Source organism: Mesorhizobium sp. M0698 (assembly GCF_040320455.1).
Taxonomy (GTDB): Bacteria; Pseudomonadota; Alphaproteobacteria; order Rhizobiales; family Rhizobiaceae; genus Mesorhizobium.
Genome location: NZ_JAMYPQ010000029.1, coordinates 1 through 20,309 on the forward strand (window position 1 = coordinate 1; position 20,309 = coordinate 20,309).

General features: G+C 60.9%; 13 protein-coding genes, 3 pseudogenes and 1 riboswitch. Of the genes and pseudogenes, 8 read left to right on the plus strand and 8 right to left on the minus strand.

Annotated elements, in window-relative coordinates; all coding sequences use genetic code 11:
* The 3 genes and pseudogenes from NKI16_RS30865 to hemA all read right to left on the minus strand — a co-directional run.
* Positions 1-613, minus strand: a pseudogene (locus NKI16_RS30865) (phosphomethylpyrimidine synthase ThiC); the annotation flags it as partial.
* Between the two features lie 103 nt (positions 614-716).
* A riboswitch (TPP riboswitch) is annotated at positions 717-833 on the minus strand.
* A gap of 222 nt (positions 834-1,055) precedes the next feature.
* Positions 1,056-2,360: an ATP-grasp domain-containing protein gene (locus NKI16_RS30870; RefSeq protein ID WP_352924343.1), complete on the minus strand. Its 1,305-nt coding sequence runs from the start codon at positions 2,358-2,360 to the stop codon at positions 1,056-1,058.
* Between the two features lie 570 nt (positions 2,361-2,930).
* Positions 2,931-4,140, minus strand: a pseudogene (gene hemA / locus NKI16_RS30875) (5-aminolevulinate synthase).
* A gap of 842 nt (positions 4,141-4,982) precedes the next feature.
* Here hemA and NKI16_RS30880 point away from each other — a divergent pair.
* Positions 4,983-5,660 (plus strand): GntR family transcriptional regulator, encoded by a 678-nt coding sequence (locus NKI16_RS30880; RefSeq protein ID WP_023747628.1) that lies wholly within the window; start codon positions 4,983-4,985, stop codon positions 5,658-5,660.
* An 11-nt stretch (positions 5,661-5,671) separates the two neighbouring features.
* Here the strand turns inward: NKI16_RS30880 and NKI16_RS30885 are convergent, their stop codons facing one another.
* Positions 5,672-6,424, minus strand: a complete 753-nt coding sequence (locus NKI16_RS30885) for an SDR family NAD(P)-dependent oxidoreductase (RefSeq protein WP_286461381.1) — start codon at positions 6,422-6,424, stop codon at positions 5,672-5,674.
* Positions 6,425-6,790: 366 nt separating this feature from the next.
* On the opposite strand from NKI16_RS30885, the pseudogene NKI16_RS30890 reads away from it, so the two are divergent.
* The 7 genes and pseudogenes from NKI16_RS30890 to NKI16_RS30920 form a co-directional block, all read left to right on the plus strand.
* A pseudogene (locus NKI16_RS30890) lies at positions 6,791-7,296 on the plus strand (ISNCY family transposase); the annotation flags it as partial.
* A gap of 476 nt (positions 7,297-7,772) precedes the next feature.
* Complete coding sequence (gene torT / locus NKI16_RS30895) at positions 7,773-8,843, plus strand: TMAO reductase system periplasmic protein TorT (protein ID WP_352642743.1); 1,071 nt, start codon at positions 7,773-7,775, stop codon at positions 8,841-8,843.
* A gap of 73 nt (positions 8,844-8,916) precedes the next feature.
* Positions 8,917-10,419, plus strand: coding sequence for a sugar ABC transporter ATP-binding protein (locus NKI16_RS30900; RefSeq protein WP_352827925.1), 1,503 nt, complete (start codon positions 8,917-8,919; stop codon positions 10,417-10,419).
* A complete protein-coding gene (locus NKI16_RS30905; RefSeq protein WP_352642746.1) occupies positions 10,416-11,390 on the plus strand; it encodes an ABC transporter permease in 975 nt (324 codons plus the stop codon). The genes NKI16_RS30900 and NKI16_RS30905 overlap by 4 nt, the downstream gene beginning before the upstream one ends.
* Positions 11,383-12,372 (plus strand): ABC transporter permease, encoded by a 990-nt coding sequence (locus tag NKI16_RS30910; RefSeq protein ID WP_352784919.1) that lies wholly within the window; start codon positions 11,383-11,385, stop codon positions 12,370-12,372. The genes NKI16_RS30905 and NKI16_RS30910 overlap by 8 nt, the downstream gene beginning before the upstream one ends.
* Before the next feature lie 16 nt (positions 12,373-12,388).
* Positions 12,389-14,449 carry a hydantoinase/oxoprolinase family protein gene (locus NKI16_RS30915; RefSeq protein WP_352924345.1) on the plus strand — a complete coding sequence of 687 codons (2,061 nt, stop codon included), beginning with the start codon at positions 12,389-12,391 and terminating at the stop codon, positions 14,447-14,449.
* A gap of 30 nt (positions 14,450-14,479) precedes the next feature.
* Entirely contained in the window at positions 14,480-16,273 is a 1,794-nt protein-coding gene (locus NKI16_RS30920; protein ID WP_352924347.1) for a hydantoinase B/oxoprolinase family protein, read from the plus strand.
* 44 nt (positions 16,274-16,317) lie between these two features.
* On the opposite strand, the gene NKI16_RS30925 is transcribed toward NKI16_RS30920, so the two are convergent.
* The 4 genes from NKI16_RS30925 to NKI16_RS30940 all read right to left on the minus strand — a co-directional run bounded on the left by NKI16_RS30925 (position 16,318) and on the right by NKI16_RS30940 (position 20,295).
* Positions 16,318-17,001, minus strand: a complete 684-nt coding sequence (locus tag NKI16_RS30925) for a GntR family transcriptional regulator (protein ID WP_023737066.1) — start codon at positions 16,999-17,001, stop codon at positions 16,318-16,320.
* Positions 17,002-17,089: 88 nt separating this feature from the next.
* Positions 17,090-18,403, minus strand: a complete 1,314-nt coding sequence (locus tag NKI16_RS30930; RefSeq protein ID WP_352784922.1) for an aspartate aminotransferase family protein — start codon at positions 18,401-18,403, stop codon at positions 17,090-17,092.
* A gap of 33 nt (positions 18,404-18,436) precedes the next feature.
* On the minus strand, positions 18,437-19,417 hold the full coding sequence (locus NKI16_RS30935) for a transketolase family protein (RefSeq protein WP_023747620.1): 981 nt from the start codon (positions 19,415-19,417) through the stop codon (positions 18,437-18,439).
* Complete coding sequence (locus NKI16_RS30940) at positions 19,414-20,295, minus strand: transketolase (protein ID WP_023768618.1); 882 nt, start codon at positions 20,293-20,295, stop codon at positions 19,414-19,416. Before NKI16_RS30940 ends, NKI16_RS30935 begins: the two co-directional genes overlap by 4 nt.
* Positions 20,296-20,309: the final 14 nt, after the last annotated feature.

The following is a 20,309-nucleotide window of genomic DNA, read 5'->3' on the forward strand; positions in this document are numbered from 1 at the left end:
AGGAAATTGCGACCGATAATCATCGGTTCGCTCTCGGGATGATTAATGTTGGCGGGAATGATCGCGCGTCCGCGCGCCACCTCGTCGCGCACGAACTCCGGCGTTACGAAATCGGGGATGGCCGCGCCGAAGGCTTCGCCGTCGCGCTGCAGCTTGCCGCGCAACATCTGACGGCCGAAGTTCTCGCGGATGGCGGCGAACTCCATTTCGGGTGTGATGATGCCGGCGCGCGCATAGGCAAGCTGGGTCACCGCCTTGCCTGCTTTGGCTCTGAGCGGTCGGTGGCGAATGGGAAATTCTGGCGTCAGGCGTTCGCCCGTCGCGAATCCGTTGTCCTCCGGCCGGACGTGGCGGCCGTCTCCTCGACATCGCCGCGCGCCAAGATCCATTCGTGGCGAAGCCGGGCCAGGCCTTTTTGGATGCTGGTTTCGACAGCCGGATCGGTATAGGAGCCCGACGGGTCGTAGACGGTGACGGGCGGTTCGCCGGCTGTCGGATGGACGGAGATTTCGCGCATCGGCACCCTGATCTGCGGGTGGATGGCACCGGGCTTGTGGATCTTACGCGAAGCAGGCAGCGGTCCCGTTGAGACGGCTGGGGTGAGGGCATTCATCTTGAGGCTCCTTTGCTCATGCATTGGAGACCCAGTTCTGTGCCGGAAGGATGAAAAGACGCTTCTGTCGACCTGCCGAAACAGGACCTCGGGCGTGAACTCCCGCAAAGCGCTTGCACCGTCCCTACGCCAGTATGAACTGGATCAGGTTCAACGGGTCACTGCGCCGCGAAAGCCAGCAGTATCTCAGCCCCTTGCCGGGACTCCCCTGGTGAATGCCTCAAGTTGAACGGGCCGGGGTTGTCTTGTCAAGCGCATGTTCGTCCTGCGGCGGCGGTGGGCGGCAATCAAATTGGGCCCAAATTGGGCCGACGGCCTCGCCACGGGTCGCGGAGAAGTTCCGCGGGAGATAGGGCAGGTGTGGCCAAAGCTGCATTTGCCTCGTCAAACTTGATGTGACATTGACGTAGACGGCCTGCTGCGTTTCAAGGATCTTAAGCCGTCAATGCCTGATCGGAACAGAACTGGTGGGCCGCCCGAACGCCCCACAAATATCGTGCTCTCGATCACCTCCTATTGTCGCCGGAAAAGGGGTGATCGACCAATCGATCAAGTCGACCGCTCGCTGAAGGGCGCCCTCGGTTTCAGCACGGCTGGGCGAAGTGGCAATGACATGTCCAATCCAGTCTCGGAAATCCCCCTTCCTGACGATCGGTGTCTTGGGTTCAACATTCAATTTCACCTCGGCCACACCTGATATAGCAGCTGCCTGAGTGTCGCCACCAATCCAGTCGAGGGTGCCATCTTGATCAGGAAGCAGGAATCGCGCGGCCGCAGTATGCGAATGCTTTTTGCGCAGATCCCATTCCTCGCCAATGACAAGCTTGATGTGCTCGGTTACGAGGTCGACACCGTAAGCTAACTGGACCAGTTGAGGGTCGGGCGCGCCACTAAGACGCGGATTGATTTCAATGACAACTGGACCGCGTTTCGTGCACCGGAGTTCAATGTTAGTTGGCCCCCAGCCAAGGCCGAGAGTCCGCAAACAGCTCAGCGAAACATCGGCGATGCGCTCACGCTCCTGATCAGTCAGCAGGGCCGGATAGGTCACCTCACGAATGACGAAATGGGGGAGGGGACCAAAGTCATTGGCGCAAATCGCAACGACCTCATTCCCCATAACATTAATGCTATAGAACGGGCCCTGTGCGAATTCTTCGACGAGTATTTTCGGTGTAGACCGCCATATGTGCTTTCCGCCCAATAGATAGGTCGTATGTTCGGCTACGTCTTCGAGGCTGCGGCACAATCGGACACCGATGCTGCCGCTGCCTACTGCCGGCTTAAGAATCACGGGCAGGCCGATCTCTGCAGCCGAGCTTTCTACCTCCGCCGCATTCGTTGCCAACCGATAGGCCGGTATTGGAACGCCGGCCTGCGCGAGGAGTTGGCGTTGCTTGAATTTGTCGCAGCTTCGTTCAATCGATTCAGGGTTCGGTCCCGGTAGATCGAAATGCCGGCAAAGCTTGCCAACTGTCGCATAGATCGATTCATGGTCCCCGGCAAAGCCAGTAATGCCAGCAATGTCGTGGGTAGCACGCAGCCGCGAACATTCGCGGACCAACGCTTCGAGATTGCCAGTGTCGACACGGATTGCCTCAACGTTTTCCGCCGAAAGATAGTCGTACCGAGGTGGATCAGCCGTCAGAGTAATTGGATGAAGACCAAGACACTGAGCCGCTTGGACGTATAGCTGACCAGTTCCCCTATGGCCTTCGACCAATATGAGCGCTCTTCTTCTTACCATTGCTGTTAATCCCGATGTTGCGTGCTGGCGGCGGTCCGAGGGTACCGGCGTCACTTTTATGGCCGTGCCGGACCTCAGACTCGCGGTGCCGTACCATTGTCAACGACTGACGGTTGTAAAAATCTTGTAAATTGATTTGAAGGATCTGTTGCAGCGTTGTTGATTAGGGCGGCGTCGGAGGCTTGCTCCGTTCAAACCAGGTTAGCTGGGGTTGGTGTGTGATCCCGTGGGCCTGGGCGTGACCTACCCCTCGGGTAGGGCACGCCAAGCCACATCAAACTCGCAGCACAAGAACATGCGCTCTGGTCATACCGGCTCATGGTGAGCCCTGAATCTGGAACCGGCCCGATGTGTAAGGAGCGAGTCGTCAAACGGCCCCATTCAATCATGGAGTCACATCATTTAAGATCGCGAAAGCTGTCATTGCGGGTTACGGAACTGCTTTCCGATGACATTCGAAGATGCGATCGGGCGTCAGAACCGGATCGCGGACCGCCGCTTCCACCTCGGCGAGCCCGGCTGATATAATCAGGTCTGAGGCTGCGCGCCCTGTCGTTCCCAGCATTTACATTAGGCAGCCTTGCCAAGATTGTCCCGCAGCAGAACCTGCCTGAGCGCATCGACGAACGTCCGAATATCTGTCGTACTATGGGCAGGCGTAACCGTCACCCTGAACCGCTCGGTTCCCACCGGAACACTCGGCGCCAGAATTGGCTGAACGTATATTCCATGCTGATCTAGAAGCTGGCGGGACGCTTCCTTGCAACGGAATGGATCACCAATAAGCACAGGAATGATGTGGCTTCGGGTCGGCATGACGGGGATGCCCGCCTCTTTCAGCAATCCGACTAAAAGTTTCGTTTTCCGGTGCAGATCAATTCGTTCTGAATCTGAATCGCGAAGATGGCGCAGCGCTGCCAGCGCACCAGCCGCTAGCGCTGGCGCAAGCGCCGTGGTGAAAATGAAACCGATCGAGAAGCTTCGTATGCTGTCAACAATGGAGGCAGGTCCGGTCACATAACCCCCCATCGAGCCGAACGCCTTACCTAGCGTCCCTTCGATGATGGTTGGACGATCCATGATGCCAAGTTCGGCGGCAATGCCGGCGCCTTTCGGACCGTACATTCCCGATGCATGAACTTCATCCAGAAACGTCATTGCGCCAAATTCGTCCGCCATGTCACAGATATCTTTGATCGGTGAAATGTCACCGTCCATTGAATATACCGATTCAAAAACAATGATCTTGGGTCTTGCAGGATTTACACTGCGCAGAAGCTCCCGCAAATGCGCAACGTCGTTATGCCGGAAGACGCGCTTTTCGGCCCGGCTGTTGCGGCATCCACTAATAATTGAAGCGTGGTTGTGCTCGTCAGAAAAAATAATTGTGTCCGGCATCAAAGATGCCAATGTACTCAATGATGAATCGTTTGAGCTGAAGCCGGAAACAAAAATCAATCCTGCTTCCTTATTGTGGAAACCTGCAAGCTCCCGCTCGAGCAACAGTGATAATGGTTGTGCCACCAATGTTGCGGGATCCTCCCGATCCTGCGCCGTTGGCATCGATGGCGCGCTTCATTGCCGATAGCACTTTGGGGTGCTGCCCCATACCGAGATAATCATTAGTGCACCAAATGGTTATCTCTTTTCGGCCGTCGGGCCTATTGAGCCAGGCCTTTGGGAAGTTGCCAGACTGACGCTCCAGATCGGCAAATTCACGATACCCGCCACGGCCTTTGAGTTGCTCGATTCTTCCGGCGAAATACTGCACATAATCCAAATCAATCTCCTGTTGGGAAGCCGTTTTTCGGCGCGCTCAGTGCTGCTTCACAGCGCACCTGCGCCGGCCCATCGCGTCGCATCCCTCGACAAGCACCAGCAAGATTGGATTTCGACTACGCGCTTGATCTTGCGGGGGTTTCGGCCGCTCCAGCTAATTCGGGTAACGCGCCCCAAAGTGCAAGTGAAGAGAATGTTAAATCTATTTGTTACTGAAATGTCTGAAATTGCATAGTGTCGCAAAGGGATTTCATAATTCTGGCCAGTCGTCGTTCGATTCCTGTCGCGGCCTTGTCAGAGCTGCGCTCGGCGGGCTTTCGGGCCCGAGAGCCGCAATGCGCGAGGGCCGCGTCTTGTCGCGCAACAGCCCTTGAAGCCCTTCGGCGGCGAAACGCTCTGCAAACGCCATACGCAGCTTTTGGACTTGCTGGCCTGCCGGATCATCTTGACGGTGCCGACGTCATCGTCGGTCCAGCCGGTTCGGAGTCGCCTCAGAATCGGAAATTTCTGCCCATCAGACTGGAAATTGACATGTAAGCTTCCCGGCTCCTTCAGATGTCATCATCTCTCGCACACCAACTCATGCCACGCAGATGAGATCGCGCCTTTTTCTGTCGTCACATTCCATTGTCAGAATCGGAAAAGAAGGGTCTCCTTGTTTTTATATGAAACAAAATTTCACAAATAATTATGAAAACGGACATGTTTGCTGCAGACAATTAACGTGCACGTACTTGTCTGCCGCTGAATAACAAAATATAGGCAGCGATTATAACTTATAAACGTAGTGAAACGCGTCAATCGACATTTCCGTAGAGCTGCAGCAGAGACGAGGGGAGTCCCATGGGCCCTATGAAGATGCAGCCCGAGGAGATGGGCAGCCTGTCCGCGCGGATTTACAGCAAGGTGCGGGATGGCTTGATCATCGGCAATTTCGCGCCGGGCGATCGTCTCCTTATGCAGGATCTTGCCGAGCAGCTCGGAACCAGCATTACGCCGGTGCGCGAAGCCTGTCTGCGGCTCGTCAGCGAGCAGGCGCTCGAGTTGCGCTCCGGCAGGTTCGCCGCGGTGCCAGACCTCAGCCGCGCCCGCTACATTCAGATCAAGCTGATCCGCGTGGCACTTGAAGGGCTTGCGGCAGAACACGCTGCCGACCATTTTGCCCCCGCCGATCTCGAACAGCTTGAGACCTTCCGCGCCTCATTTGTAGAGAGCCATAAGGCCGGTAATATCAAGGAAGCGCGATCCTCCAATCGCGCTTTCCACTTCGGCGTCTACCGCCTGTCGCGTATGCCGATGCTGATCGGACAGATCGAAAGCATGTGGGCCTCGATGGGTCCAATCCTTAACGTTTACGATCGGGAAATTCCGCGCGGGTACACCGGCGCGGAAGAACATGACCATCTCATCGAGGCCTTGAGGGCTGGCGACAGGAAGAGGGCCCGCGAGGCGATCGAGAACGACATCCAGCGAGGCTCACATGGTTTTCTGCGCTATTTCGACGAGCGCGGCTCCGGCTGAGCTGAATTGCCCTAAGCACCATCGATCTGCGCGACGCGCGGTGTGCGCAGGCCGGCTGTTTCCCCGCCGTCTACAGTCACCACCGTGCCGTTGACATAGCTCGATTGATTCGAAAGTAACCAAGCGACCACATCAGCGATCTCTTCAGGGGCACCGAAGCGGTTGGCAGGGATCCGCAGTTCGAGCTGCTTCTTGCGCAGTGCATCGCTTATGATGTTGCCCATCATGCGTGTTTCGATCTGGCCGGGGCAGACAGCGTTGAAGCGGATCTCCTCGCCGAACTCCAGCGCGAGTGCCTGCGTCAGCCCGATGACCGCGGCCTTTGAGGCGCAGTAGGCAGCGAGCCCTTCTTCGCCCGTCTTTCCGGCGATGCTGGCCATGTTGACGACTGAACCCCTCCCGAGCCGCAAGCCGTCCAGCGCATGACGGATGAAGAAAAAGACGCTGCGTGCATTAACCGCAAGGACCTCATCCCAATCGTCCTGGGTGGCGGTGGCGAAGGCAATGCGCTTCGACATGCCGGCATTGTTCACGAGCCCCGCGAGCCGGCCGTTGCCAAGTTCAAGCGCACGGTCGACGACACGGCGGCAATCGTCTTCACGGATGATGTCACCGGCAACGAACGTGACACCGTGATTGGCGCGTTCGAGCGCCGCGCCCGCTTCTGCATCTCGGCCGGTCGCCACCACTCTGGAACCGGCAGACGCAAGTTTCTCCACGCAGGCCCGCCCAATCCCGTGCGTGGCGCCTGTTACGATGATCATTCCAATTCACTCCATTGCGTATTTGGCAACCGCACAGTTTGGGGGGCTCGCTTTTGGGCCAATCCCCGCCCCATCAAATCATGACGAACAACGTTGTCGTCACCTAGGATCAGTGGATCAAGTTGTGACGCAGGTTAAAGCCGGTGGACTGGCCCAAGCGCCGGGCCGTCGGCCCAACGGCTAGATTGGCGATACTGCGCATGTGGCCATGTCTTTCCTCGCGTGATGGGGTGTTCCCTAGAAGCGGAGCGATATGCGGGTGTGACGACCGATAAGGCGGACCGGCTATTCCGATAGGGACATCCATACTGTCGCATGACCGACTCGTCATCCCCGCAAGGCCAGTAATGCCAGAAGTGCTGCACAATACGCCAAGAACGCACACCGACCAATCAGTGTTTCGACTGTTCGCCGCACACGGGATCGGCCTCTCAGCTGGCAAAACCATGTCGCAATGGCTGGACGTGCATCGCGATTTGCGAGCCTGGTGACGCGGGACTTGCGCCGGCACGCTATCAAGGGAACCGGCCGCGACGGCTTGCCGGCGGAGGCTGTGCTGCCCTGCCCCTGCTCAAGCAGCACCACCCACTAAGCATCGGGAACCCGCGTTCCATTTAGAAGCCTCCACGTTGCGGGCCTTTGCCCGGCTGCCGGGAGAATGAAGTCGCAAGACAACACCCGCAATCCGGGCGCCGACCTCTAGGAAGAACTCAGGCTGGCAAGCGCCAGACGAGAGAAGTTGGAAAGCGGCACGGTCGTGCGCGGGGAACCGTCATTTCAACAATCATCCGACCGCAGCGTGTTATGGCACGCTGCGGTGCGGTTCAGCGCGGCTGTTGCAGCACGCGAATGCACTGGGCACATCTCCTCCCTAAAGACCCTATGACGATTTGGTCGATAGCGAAGTGCGGCTGCTGACCAATGGCTCTGTATTCGAAGGCCACGCTGATCGCTTTGACTTATTCGCCGGCGCTTGATGTCAGGCAACTCGATCGACAAGCCGCATACCGGTCGGTCGCGAGGAAGCCCACATCGCCGAGGCCAGTTGCATGGCTGCTGTCTCCGACCTCGTCTTTCGTCAAATGGATTGTGATCCCGGTCGAGGCAGCGAAACCGCGATTGAAGACACCTTCCCGGCTGAGCACCGGCTAATGAAAACCCTATTGACTTATAACTTATAAGTAGTACGCTAGCACTGTGAAAATGAACAACGACGCGGATGGCCCTGAAGGCGAACTCGCCTAGACGGTACTACGATCCGCCAGCAAGCCTCTGCTCCCAAGGCAGACCGCGGAGCCGGCGAAATCGCCGGCTCCGGACCCGGGAACACACGAAAATGGGGAATCACATGACCAAGAATCACGCTTTCCGATCCATCCTCGCGGCGGCTTTCGTCACCGGCGTGGCCGTCCTGCCCAACGCCGCCCAGGCCAAGGATTGGTGGCCCTTCAAGATCAACGCGGCCAAAGGCGGCGATCTGAAAAAAGTCGAGGCACTCGACTATGTGCCGCTGGAAAAGGCCGAGAAGCCTTGGAACCTGTGCGTCTTGTTTCCGCACCTCAAGGACAGCTACTGGGTCTCGGTCGACTACGGTATCGTTGAGGAAGCAAAGCGCCTGGGTGTCAAAGTGACGGTCCTGCAGGCTGGCGGCTATGACGCGCTGCCCAAGCAGCTGTCGCAATACGACGATTGCGTCGCATCCGGTGCCCAGGGTATCCTCGTCGCCGCCATCTCGGAAGCCGGTCTGGCGGCCAAGCTGAAGGAGGGCGACGCCAAAGGCCTTGTCCAGATCGCCGTCGCCAATCCCATTCTGGAAACTCCGATCACCGCGCGCATCACTCCCGATACCTACCAGAAGGGTTTTCAGGAGGGTGAGTACCTCAAGAAGTATCTCGGCGACAAAAAGACGACCGCAATCGGCCTGCCGGGTCCGCAGGGATCGGGTTGGGCGGAGAGCTATATGGCGGGCTTTCGCGACAGCATCAAAACCGGCAACATCAAGCTCGCGGCCGAGCTCTATGGTGAGCCCGGCGTTCCGCAAAGCCTGCGCCTCGTCGAGGACGCCCTGCAGACCTATCCCGATCTCAATGTCATCTGGGGCGGGGCTGCTGCGGCGGAAGCGGCCGTCAGCGCCGTCGCCGACGCTGGCCGCGACGATGTCGTGATCATGTCGTCTTACGAGAACCAGACGATGCTGAAGCTGGTCAAGGAAGGCAAGGTGCTTGGCTTTGCCGCCGAGTATCCGGTGATGATGGGCCGCATCAGCGTCGACCTCGCGGTGCGCGCCTTGGAAAAGAAGGACTATGAGAAGGTTCTGCTGGTCGCGCCGGGTATCGTGACCAAGGACAACGTCGACAAAATCGACCCGACGCAGATTTTCGCGCCCGTTGGGTGGAAGCCTGAATTTTCGGTACAATAGTCGCATCTTCGATGGGCGGCAGACCTCGGCCTGGCCTGCCGCCCTTTTTGCTTCGAGTTCGGTGGTGTCAGCGATGCTTGAACTTACGGGTATGACGAAGCGTTTCGGGGGTGTGGTGGCGCTTGACGGCGTCGACTTCTCGCTGTTGAGCGGCGAGGTCCATGCCCTTCTCGGCGAAAACGGCGCCGGCAAGTCGACGCTCATCAATCTGATAGCGGGAACCTATGGCTGGACCGAAGGCTCGTGCCGTATCGACGGCCAAACCGTTTCCGCGCTGACCCCACAGAAATCCCGCGATGCCGGGGTGGCGGCTGTGTTCCAGGAATTTAGTCTCGTCCCCGACCTCACGGTCGAGGAGAACCTGTTTCTTGGACGCGAGATCAAAGGACGGCTTTTCCTGAACCGGCGCGCGATGCGTGCCCGCGCGGAAGAACGCTTCCGCGACATTGGCTTTCACGTCGAGCTGGACAGCAAGATCGAAACGCTGACCCGGGCGCAAAAGCAGATGGTCGAGATTGCCAAGGGCATGCTTTCGGATGCCAAGATACTCATCCTCGACGAACCGACCGCGTCGCTTACCGACGGTGAAGCGGAAAAACTCTTCGCCGCCATCGCAGGCCTCAAGGCGCGGGGCGTCGGTATCATCTATGTGTCGCACCGCATGGCGGAGATCCGTCGGCTCGCGGACCGCGTCACGGTGCTGCGAGGAGGGCGCAAGATCGACACCTTGGCCATCGCCGCGGCATCCGACGCGACGCTCATCGAGATGATGGTCGGCCAGCCGGTCGAACGACTTTATCCGTCAATCAGCCAGCGCCCCGCCGAAATCGTGCTGGCGACCAGGGGGATCAGTGTCTCCGGCACCCTATCCGATGCCTCCATCGTGGTCAGAGCTGGCGAAATCGTCGGCCTGGCGGGCCTGGTTGGCTGCGGTCGTAGCGAACTTTGCCGAGCCGTATTCGGCCTGGAGCGTGTGACGTCCGGTGAGATCGAACTCCATGGCGAGGTGGTCAGAGCGCCAGTGCCGCACAGCATGTTGCGTGCTGGACTTTGTTACTACCCGGCCGATCGCGGCGCCGAGGGACTGGCGCTTGGCCGGCCAGGCCGCGAGAATGTGACCATGGCCGCGCTCGACGACCCGAGACTGTCCCAGGCCGGACTGCTCAAGTTCTGGCGCGAGCGCCGGGCGATAGCCGCGCCGTTGAAGACACTGGGTCTACGACCGATGGCGCCGGAACGCGCGGCGTCGTCGTTTTCGGGAGGAAACCAGCAGAAACTCGTGCTGGCGCGCGGTCTGATGCGTCCTGTCTCGGTCCATATTTTCGATGAACCGACGGTCGGCATCGACGTGGGCGCTAAAAGCGAGGTCTACAGGCTTATGAAAAGCCTGGTCGAGAATGGCGCGGCTATTCTGCTGTCATCGTCCGAACTGCCAGAGCTCGTTCACCTGGCCAACCGCGTCTATGTCATGCGCGAAGGGCGCATAGTGGCCGAACTCAAAGCCGACGGCATCACCGAGGCCACTGTGCTGCGTCACTATTTCGACGCCGAAACCGGCGCGACGGAGGCAGCATGAGCCCTGACACGCTGCGGCGCCGTTTTCTGGAAACCGGCGGGATCGTCATCCTGCTTCTGGTCGCGGTTGCGGCCGCGGCCGCGATCATCGAACCGCGTTTTCTGAACCGCCTGAACATCCTCAACGTCCTGCGCAATTTCTCCTTCCTGGCGGTTCCGGCGATCGGTCAGATGATCGTCATGACCACCGGCGGTTTTGATCTGTCGGTCGGCGCCACCATGGCGTTGGCCTCAGTGGTTACTGCCGCGGCGATGGCCGCGATGCCTGATGCGCATGGGCTCCAGCTGCTGGTGCCCGTAGCGCTGGCCTTGGCCAGCGGCGCCTGTGTTGGCCTGGTAAACGGCACGCTGGTGGCGCGGCTTTCCCTATCACCTTTCATGGTGACATTGGCATCGTTGTCGATCGTCGCGGGACTTACGCTCTATTACACGCAGGGCATCCCGATCTATGGCGTTTCCGACGCTTTCGTCTATGCCATCGGGCGAGGGCAGGTGCTTGGCCTGCCGCCGGTCTTGCTGCTGGCGATCGCGGTGATCGCCATCGCCATCATTCTGCAGCGTCGGACCGCGCTCGGGCGCCACTTCTACGCCGTCGGCGGCAACCTTGGCGCCGCCCGACTGTCGGGCGTGCGGACTCACCGTGTGTTGATTACCGCCTATGTGCTCTCCGGTCTCCTGGCCGCGCTCACAGGCGTCCTGATCACCGCTCGCATCGGCTCTGGCCAGTCGACGATCGGCGGGACGCTCGGACTGGAGACGATCGCCGCAGCGGTGATCGGCGGCGTTTCATTGCGCGGCGGCTCAGGCCGCGCCGAGAACGTCGCCATGGCGGCGCTGTGCCTGGCGATCATCGCCAACGCGATGAACCTCACGCAGATCGACAGCAAGTTCCAGACGCTGGTGCTGGGTTCGGTGCTCATCGGCGCACTGGCTTTCGACCGAATTGTTCAGGGGAGGCGGGCCAATGTCTGATCGTCCAGACATGGCGGCTCCGGTTGTTCTTGACCGCGCTCGCCCGGACATCCGCCAGTTCGCGGCGCAGGCCAAGCTGCCGGGGCTCGTATTCCTGGCCCTGCTGGTTCTCGGTCTGCTCGACCCGCGTATTGTTTCAAGCGGCAATCTCTGGAACATCGCGATCCAGACCAGTTATCTCGCACTGTTTGCCATGGCGCAGACCATGGTGCTGCTGACGCGCGGCTTCGACCTTTCGCTTGGTTTTACTGTCTCGCTCGTCAGCGTCATATCGGCGATGGTGATGACCGGAAGCGGCGATATGCCCATCCTGTGGGGGATCGTCGCCGGCCTTGGCGTCGGGCTGCTGATCGGCGGGCTGAACGGCGTCCTCATCGCCGGTGTCGGCATCAATCCACTGGTGACGACGCTCGGCATGGCCAACATTGTCATGGCGCTAGCGTCAACCGTCAGCGGCGGCTTTCCCGTGCCGGGCAACCCCGAAGCCTTCACGGAGGCCTTGGCGGAGGGACGGGTGATCGGCATTCCGGTGCCCATCGTGTTCGCCGCGCTGTGTTTCGCACTGCTCTTCCTGGTCCTGCGCTTCACCGTGTTCGGCCGCGGCTTGTATCTCATCGGTGCCAATCCTCGCGCGGCGAAGGCGGCGGGCGTTCGCACCGGACGCGTCGTTGCGATCGACTACGTGGTCTGCTCGCTGCTGGCCGCGATTGGCGCCATGCTGCTCACCGCGCGCACCGGATCGGGCGAGCCCAATCTCGGCGGTAACCTGACCCTGGAATCGATAGCGGCGGCGGTGGTCGGTGGCGTGCGGCTGACCGGCGGAGAGGGAGGCGTCACCGCGGCTCTGCTCGGCGCCCTGTTCATCACGGTCATTTCCAACGCCATGAATCTCATGCAGGTCGACGGCTATCTGCAGCAGGTTCTTTTGGGCCTCATCATTCTGGCCAGCCTGATACTGGGCCGCGATCACAAGAAACGCTAACAGCTTCGGACCTTAAATGGCTTATCAAGTCTGCATCGATATCGGCGGAACCTTCACCGATTGCCTGGTTTCCGAGCCCGGTGGGAAAATCTCGATCTTCAAATCGCCGACGACGCCCGGCGAATTCGAGAAGGGATTCATCAACGTGCTGCACGTCGCGGCGGCCGGATACGGGCTCGATCCCGCGACGTTCATGACCAAGATCGACTTGATCGTACACGGCTCGACCGTCTCGACCAACGCGCTGGTCGAGCGCAAGACCGTCAAGGTCGGATTGATCCTCAACGAAGGACATCAGGACATCCTCGTCCTGCGCGAGGGGCCGCGCAAGGGCGCCTTCCAGTGGCGGCTCGACTATCCCGAGCCCTACGTCCCCCGCCACTTGACGAAGACGGCGCGGGGCCGCGTCGATGCGCGCGGGCGGGAGCTCACGCCTTTGTCGAGATCCGATGTCGAGGCGGCGATAGCCGACTTCCAACGCTATGGGGTTGAAGCGATAGCGGTCGGTCTGCTTTGGTCGGTCGTCAATCCCATCCATGAAACAACGGTGCGCGATATCATCGCGCAGGCATGGCCGGAGATCCCGGTCACGCTTAGCCATGAAGTCAATCCGATGTCGCGCGAGTACAAGCGCATCATCGCGGCCGCTATCGACGCGTCGATCAATCCGATCGTGCGCACCTACATCGAGGACTTGCGGCAAGCACTTTCGCAGGCGGGTTTCCAGGGCGAGCTGCTGCTCGCCAACTGCGTCGGTGGAATGATGCCTCCCGCCGAGATGCTGCGGCGGCCAATCTACAGCGTCATGTCGGGGCCGACGCTGGCGCCGATGGCCGCGCTGGCGCTGAGCGACGAAGCCAACGTCATCGTCGGTGACATGGGCGGCACCACCTTCGACGTCTCGGCTTTGCGTGACCACCAGATCATCGTCACCCCGGACAGCATGATCCACGACGACTCGCTGGGGATCGCGAAAGTCGATGTGAGATCGGTTGGCGCCGGCGGCGGGTCGATTGCCTGGGTCGACGATGGCGGCCTGCTTCGTGTCGGGCCGCAAAGCGCTGGCGCGCGGCCGGGGCCGGCATGCTACGGAGCGGGCGGCACCGCGCCGACGGTCACCGACGCCAATGTCGTGCTCGGCATCATTGACCCGGATTATTTTCTCGGCGGCCGGATCAAGATCAGCCGCGATCTGGCCGAGAAAGCGGTCGCGAGCATCGCGACGCGGCTCGGCATCCCGTTGCTCGACGCGGCTTACGCCATCCAGACCACCAGCAACCACAACATGGTCGGGGCCATCGGGGAAATCACCATTCGCGAGGGCATAAACCCACGCGACAGTTTCTTTGTCTGCGGCGGCGGTGCGACCGCCATCCACATCGCCGAGATGGCCGACATATTGGGCTTGAAACGCTACATGATCCCGCGCTTCATGGCTGGGTTGAGCGCGTTCGGCGGGTTGATCTCTGATATCACGCGCGAGGAAAGCGCGGTTTTTCTAACCTCGACCCGGCGCTTCGACGCCGCCGGCGTCTCCGACATCCTGGCGCGGTTGAAGGTGTCGGGCGAAGCATTCCTCGAACAGGCCGGTGTTGAGCCAGATCTCCGGCGTTTCGAGTTCTCCTTTCTTGGTCGCTACGAATACCAATCCTGGGAGATCGAGGTCCATTTCGAAGCCAACGAGGCGCGTCTCGACGCGGCGAAACTGCCAGGTCTCGTCGAAGCGTTCCATCAGATGCACGAACGCATTTATTCAATCAGATCCGACCGCGACGTCGTCGAATTCACCAACTGGAAGCTGCGCGCGGTGGGCAAGCGGGCTAATCAGGACGCCTGGAGGGACTTCAGGCTAGCCGACCAGGCGACGGCGCCGGTCGCCAAGACCCATCGGCCAGCTTATTTGCACGAAACCCGGCGGACGAGCTCTCTGCCTGTCTACGACATGGACCAGCTGGGCGCGGGGGCGGCGCTTGATGGGCCATGCCTGGTGGAGGCGACGACGTTCACCGCCTTCCTCAAGGACGGACACCGCGGGCGCGTCGACCCGCAAGGCAACATTGTCGTGACAGTCGATTGAGATCAACCTTCCCGAACAAGGCATCATAAAATGAATTCACCTGTCATTCGCCTGGAGACGCCAACGCGCCGCGTCGATCCGTTCCTGATGTCGGTTCTGAAAAGCCGGTTCGAGGCGGTGGTGCGGGAAATGACCCTGGTCGTGATGCGGGCCAGCCGCTCGGCGGTGATCAAGAACGCCCGCGACCTGAGCTGCGCGATCCTGACCTATGATCACCGCCTCGTTTCCACCGAGGACGCGCTGCCGATCCACGTCATGTCGATGGATCTGGCGACCCGTCCGATAACGGAGTTGTTCGACGATATCGCCGACGGCGACATCTTCCTCAACAACTGCCCATACACTGGCGGCACCCATCATGCCGACCTGATCATGGCGATGCCGATCTTTTTCGACGGCAAGCCGCTGTTCTGGGCCGTGGCGCTTTCCCATCACGCCGATACTGGCGCGCCGACACCTTCGACCTATCTGCCATTTGCCAAGAACGTTTATGAGGAAGGGATCCACTTTCCCTGCGTGCGTGTGGTCGAACAGCACCGGGAGAAGCAGGACATCCTGCGCATCGGCATGATGCGCAACCGTGTTCCAGACATCTGGCTGGGCGACGTGCGCGCCCAGATCGGCGCCTGCAGGACTGGGCGACGCCGTCTATTGGAACTGCTTGAAAAATACGGCCGCGACACGCTGCTGGATTTCGTCGAGGACTGGTTCGACTACGGTGCGCGCCGCGCCATGGCCGAAATCGCCAAATTGCCGAAGGGCAAGTTCTCCTACGAGGTCCGCCATGACCCGGTCCCCGGCGTGGCGGAGGAGGGCATCCCGGTCAGGATCACCATCGACGTCGACCCTGAAGCCGGCGTGATCACGGTCGATGTGCGTGACAACATGGATAACGCGCCTGGCGGTCTCAACCTTTCGGAAAACACCTGCACGGGCTCGTGCCGCATTGGCGTCTTCAACAATCTCGACGACGGCATCCCGCACAACGAGGGCGCCAAGAGCCGGATCAAGGTGTTGATGCGGGAGGGAAGCGTGGTTGGCAAACCCCGCTACCCCGTAGGCACCTCGGTGGCGACCACCAATGTCAACGACCGGTTGATCATCGCCGGCAATTGCGTGTTCTCGACGATGGGAGAACCCTATGGCCAGGCCGAGAGCGGCTCGCACCTGCCGGCGGGGATCGGGGTGATTTCGGGCAAGGATCCGTTCAAGGACGGGCAGCCCTACGTCAACCAGGTCTTCATTGGCTACGCCGGCGGCGGCGCGCGTCACGGCTATGACGGCTGGTTGACATATTGCGGGCCGGCGAATGGCGGCCTGATCGCGCTGGATTCCGTGGAGGTGGACGAATCCATGTATCCCATCATCATTGAATCGCGCGGCGTGGTGGCGGATACCCAAGGCATTGGCGAGTTCGAGGGCGCTCCCGCGGTGGGCGGTGTCTTCTATCCCGTCGACCACGAGATGACACTGGTCTACTCGGCCGATGGCACAACCTTTCCGCCGCGCGGCGTGCTCGGCGGCGGTGACGCCAAGGCCAGTCGCAGCGCCAAGCGCGGCACGGACGGCAAGCTGGTGGAATTGCCTGCGTTCCATGAGGAGGCGTGTCGCGCCGGCGAGCGCATCGAGTTCGTTGCCTGTGGCGGCGGTGGCTACGGCGACCCGACCAAGCGCGATGTCCGCCGTGTCGCGGCCAGCGTTGACCGCGGCTGGCTGACGAGCGAAGCGGCTCGCCAATCCTACAAGGTGGCCCTGGTGCTGGACGCCGAGCAGGGCGTCTGGGTCGTCGACCAGGATGCCACCGCGCGCCTTCGGGCGGCCTGAGCCAGCGCGAAGAGAGGTCGCCAGCAAATGACCGGCGGCTTCGATCACGCCCGCTTGGCGGCCGCGTCCTGCTCGTCGAAATACCGCAACAGGTTCATGCCACCGCGCACGATGTCGCGTTCGATCGCCTTACGCGCCACCTTCTTGTTGCGGGTCCGGAACGCTTCGATCAGCGTCTCGTGCTCCTCCGCACCGATGTAATCGTTCTCGGCCTGCAGATAATACACGTTAAGGATAGGGCCCATCGAGACCCACAGGCTTTCGATCTGGGCGATCAGCATATCCATCTTGGACAGGCGGTAGACGCCGAAGTGGAATTCACGATTGGCGCGACGGGCGCGGTCAGCATCGCCGGACGTTTCGCCGGCCACGAAATCGCGATGGATCTCGACCAGTTTTGCAATGTCCTTCTCCGAAACATGCTCAACGGCGAGTTCGGCCGCTAGTCCCTCGAGCGCGATGCGAATGAGCCGGACCTGCCAGTAACGCGACCGGGTCAGCTCTGGAACGGTGATGAACCGCCCTGACCGCAGTTCCAGCGCCTGCTCGCTGACGAGCCTGAAACAGGCCTCGCGCACAGGCGTGACGCTGGTGCCCAGCCGTTGCGCCAGATCCTGCATCAACAGTCTTTCGCCGGGCCGGAAATTGCCGGCGATCAGGGCTTCGCGCAGCGAGATATAAGTTCTCGCCGACAGACTGCCTTGCTCGATTGGCTGCATCGTGCTCATGGTCCACCGCTGCAATCTTGGCCGCACCGAATCGACAACGGATAGTGCGAGACGCTCTTATATCCTATAAGTCCGTTGCGAAACATGGCTAGGAGCTGGCGGGTTTCCCAGCGGAGAGCTTGCGCAGGATTGTCTCGATGATATCCAGCGATTTCTCGACTGTCGCCCGGTCATGGCTCCCTGACAGGTAGAGACGCTTGAGCGGAAGCGGCTGGCCGATCAGCCGGTTCGCCACCATCTCTCTGCGGAATGCAAGATCGAAAACATCGTCGTTGCCCAGCAAGTCCTGGTAGTCGCGGTAAGGACCGCTGAGGAAATAGATCAGCCAGACCGAGCCAAACCCGGCGCTCTGCGCGGGCAGGCCGAGGCGATCGACAATGCCATCCAGCTGCGTGCGCATGAAATCGCCGAGGGCAAACAGGCGGTCGTAGAAGCCTGGTTTCGACAGCTCCTCGATCGTCGCCTGCATGGCGGCGAGCGTCGACGGCGTGCCGTTGAAAGTACCGCCCATGAACACGGATCCTTCCCCGGTCCGGCCGACGAGCGCCATGAGATCGCGACGACCGGCCACCACGCCAACGGGATAGCCTGAGGAGGCCGCCTTGCCGAAGGTCGCGAGATCAGGCGTGACGTCGGCGATCGACTGATAGCCGCCGAGCGCGTGGCGAAAGCCGGTGATGACCTCGTCGAAGATCAGCACGACACCATGATCGCTGGTCAGGCGACGCAGCTCGCGCAGGAAAACATCCGTCGCGATCACCGACCCCATATTGTGAGCGATTGGCTCGATGATGATCGCCGCGACATCGCCTGGATTGGCCTTGAGATAATCCTCGACGGCGCCGGCATCGTTGTAAGGCAGCACGATGGTGTGACGGGCGGCATCCTCGAGGATGCCAGCACTGATGGGATCGTACTTGCCGATCGCCTGCGCGTGCGACTGTACGTTCATGGCGACATAGTCGTGCCAGCCATGATAGCCGCCTTGGAACTTGATGATGCGCTTGCGACCGGTGGCGGCACGGGCAAGGCGCAGGGCGTGATAGGTCGCCTCCGATCCGGAATTGCAGAAGGCGACGAGATCCGCGCAAGGGATGCAGTCGACCAGCGCCTCCGCCACCTCGATCTCTAGCCGCATCGTTCCCGCGCCGACAAGATCGATGTCCTGGGAGACCGCAGCGATGCGTTCACGCACTGCCGGATGACAGTGGCCAAGCACATTGGCGCCGAAGCCGCAGTGGAAGTCGGTGTACTGGTGTCCATCGACGTCGTAGAGAAACGCACCCTGCGCCCGGGCAAATACATGCGGCGCGCCGAGCCTGCGGCTCGGGCTGAGCAATCCGCCCGGCATCACCGCACCGGCGCGCTCAATGAGTCGGGCGGTGTTATTCTGATCGGTCATCGGAATGTCCGTGCATGGCTATGGTCCGCCGGCTCAGCCGAGGGCTTCAAGAACGGTGGCCTCGATTCCCGCCGCGTCCAGCCGGTAGTGCTTGTAGAGATGCGTTGGCGGCGCAATCAGGCTGTATTCGTCGCGGATGCCATGGCGTATCAACCGTGCCGGGCTGCCCGCCTCCGCCAGGATTTCCGCCACGGCGCCGCCCAGACCGCCCAGGATATTGTGTTCCTCGATGGTTAGAATGAAGCGGGAGTGAGCCGCGGCCGAGAGCACTGCCTTCGTATCCATTGGCTTCACCGTATGCATGTCGATCAGTCCGACGGATTTGCCCGCCGCGCGCAGCGCGCGGTAAGCCTCCCTTGAGGGATGGACCATCGAGCCACAGGCGATGATGGTCAGGTCCGATCCTTCGCCGTGAACGATCGCCTTGCCGAACTGGAAGTCGACGCCGTCGTCTTCATAGACCAGCGGTTCCTGGCCGCGGCCAATGCGGAAGTAGATTGGCTGGGCATGATTGACAGACGCCTTGACGGCGGCCGCCAGTTGCGGGCCGTCAGCCGGCGCGACGACCGTGAGGTCGGCGATGCTTCGCATGATGGCAAGATCTTCCGTCGCATGGTGGGAGGTGCCGTAGAAGCCGAGTGAAATACCGGCATGATGACCGATCAGCCGCACCGGCAGCGCCGAATAGGCGACGTCGGTTCTGATCTGTTCGCAGCACAGCAGCGCCAGGAAAGAAGCGAATGTAGCGACGAACGGCATGGCGCCGGTGCTGGCCATGCCGGCAGCAGCCGAAACCATGTTCTGCTCGGAAATGCCAAATTGCGTGAAGCGTTCGGGAAAGCGTTGCGCGAACCGCACCAGCCCGTTGGAATATTGAAGGTCGGCCGTACCGGCCACGACCGGATAACCGTCTTCGACCAGATCAATGAGCGCGTTGGCCAGGTAACTCAGGCCAGGCGCGCGCGCGTTGATCTGGCGGTACTGCCAGGAGTTGGTATCGATCGGGCCGTTCATTGTGTTTTGCCTCCACGCTTGATCTCTTCGGCGGCCAAGGCCTCGTCCGATGGCGCGAGATAGCCCAGATGCCAGCCGGGTTCGGTTTCCATGTAACCAACGCCCTTGCCTTTGGAGGTCTTGGCAATGATGCAGACGGGCCGGGTGCGGTCTGCCTCGGCCTTCAACTGTCGCAGCAGCGTCGCGAGAGCGACGACGTCGTGCCCATCGACCTCGTGCACCTGCCAGCCGAACGCCGCCCATTTGTCGGCCAACGGTTCGATGCCGATGATGTCGTCGACCTGCCCGTCGAGCTGGTATCCGTTGCGGTCGACGATGGCGATCAGATTGCCGGCCTTATGGTGGGCGGCGGACAGCGCCGCTTCCCAGACCTGGCCCTCCTGCATCTCGCCGTCACCGAGCAGGACATAGACATCGAAGCGCCGGTTGGCCGCACGGCCGCCAAGCACCATGCCGAGGCCGCCGGACAGGGCATGGCCGATCGAGCCGGAGCTGAAATCGACGCCGGGCACCTTGCGCATGTCGGGATGATCGCCAAGCGGATTGCCGAGCCGGGTATAGCCGTCGAGAACGTCCTTGGAGAAGAAGCCCCAGTCGACCAGCAGCGGATAAAGGCCGACCGCGGCGTGCCCTTTGCCCATAAGGAAGCGGTCGCGGTCCGGCCATTGCGGCTCGCCGCGCCTCAGCCGCATCGCATCGTAGTAGAGCGTGGCGAATATTTCCGCGCAGGAGAACACCGACGAATAGTGGCCCACCTTGGCGATCTGGATGAGGCGCAGCGTCTCGAGCCGGACGAACTCTGCCCTGTCGCGCAACAGGGCGATCCGCTCCGCGTCGGGTGGCAGGGTGTTGTTTGAAGGAGTGGGTGCGTTGGCCATTGGACGTCACTCTC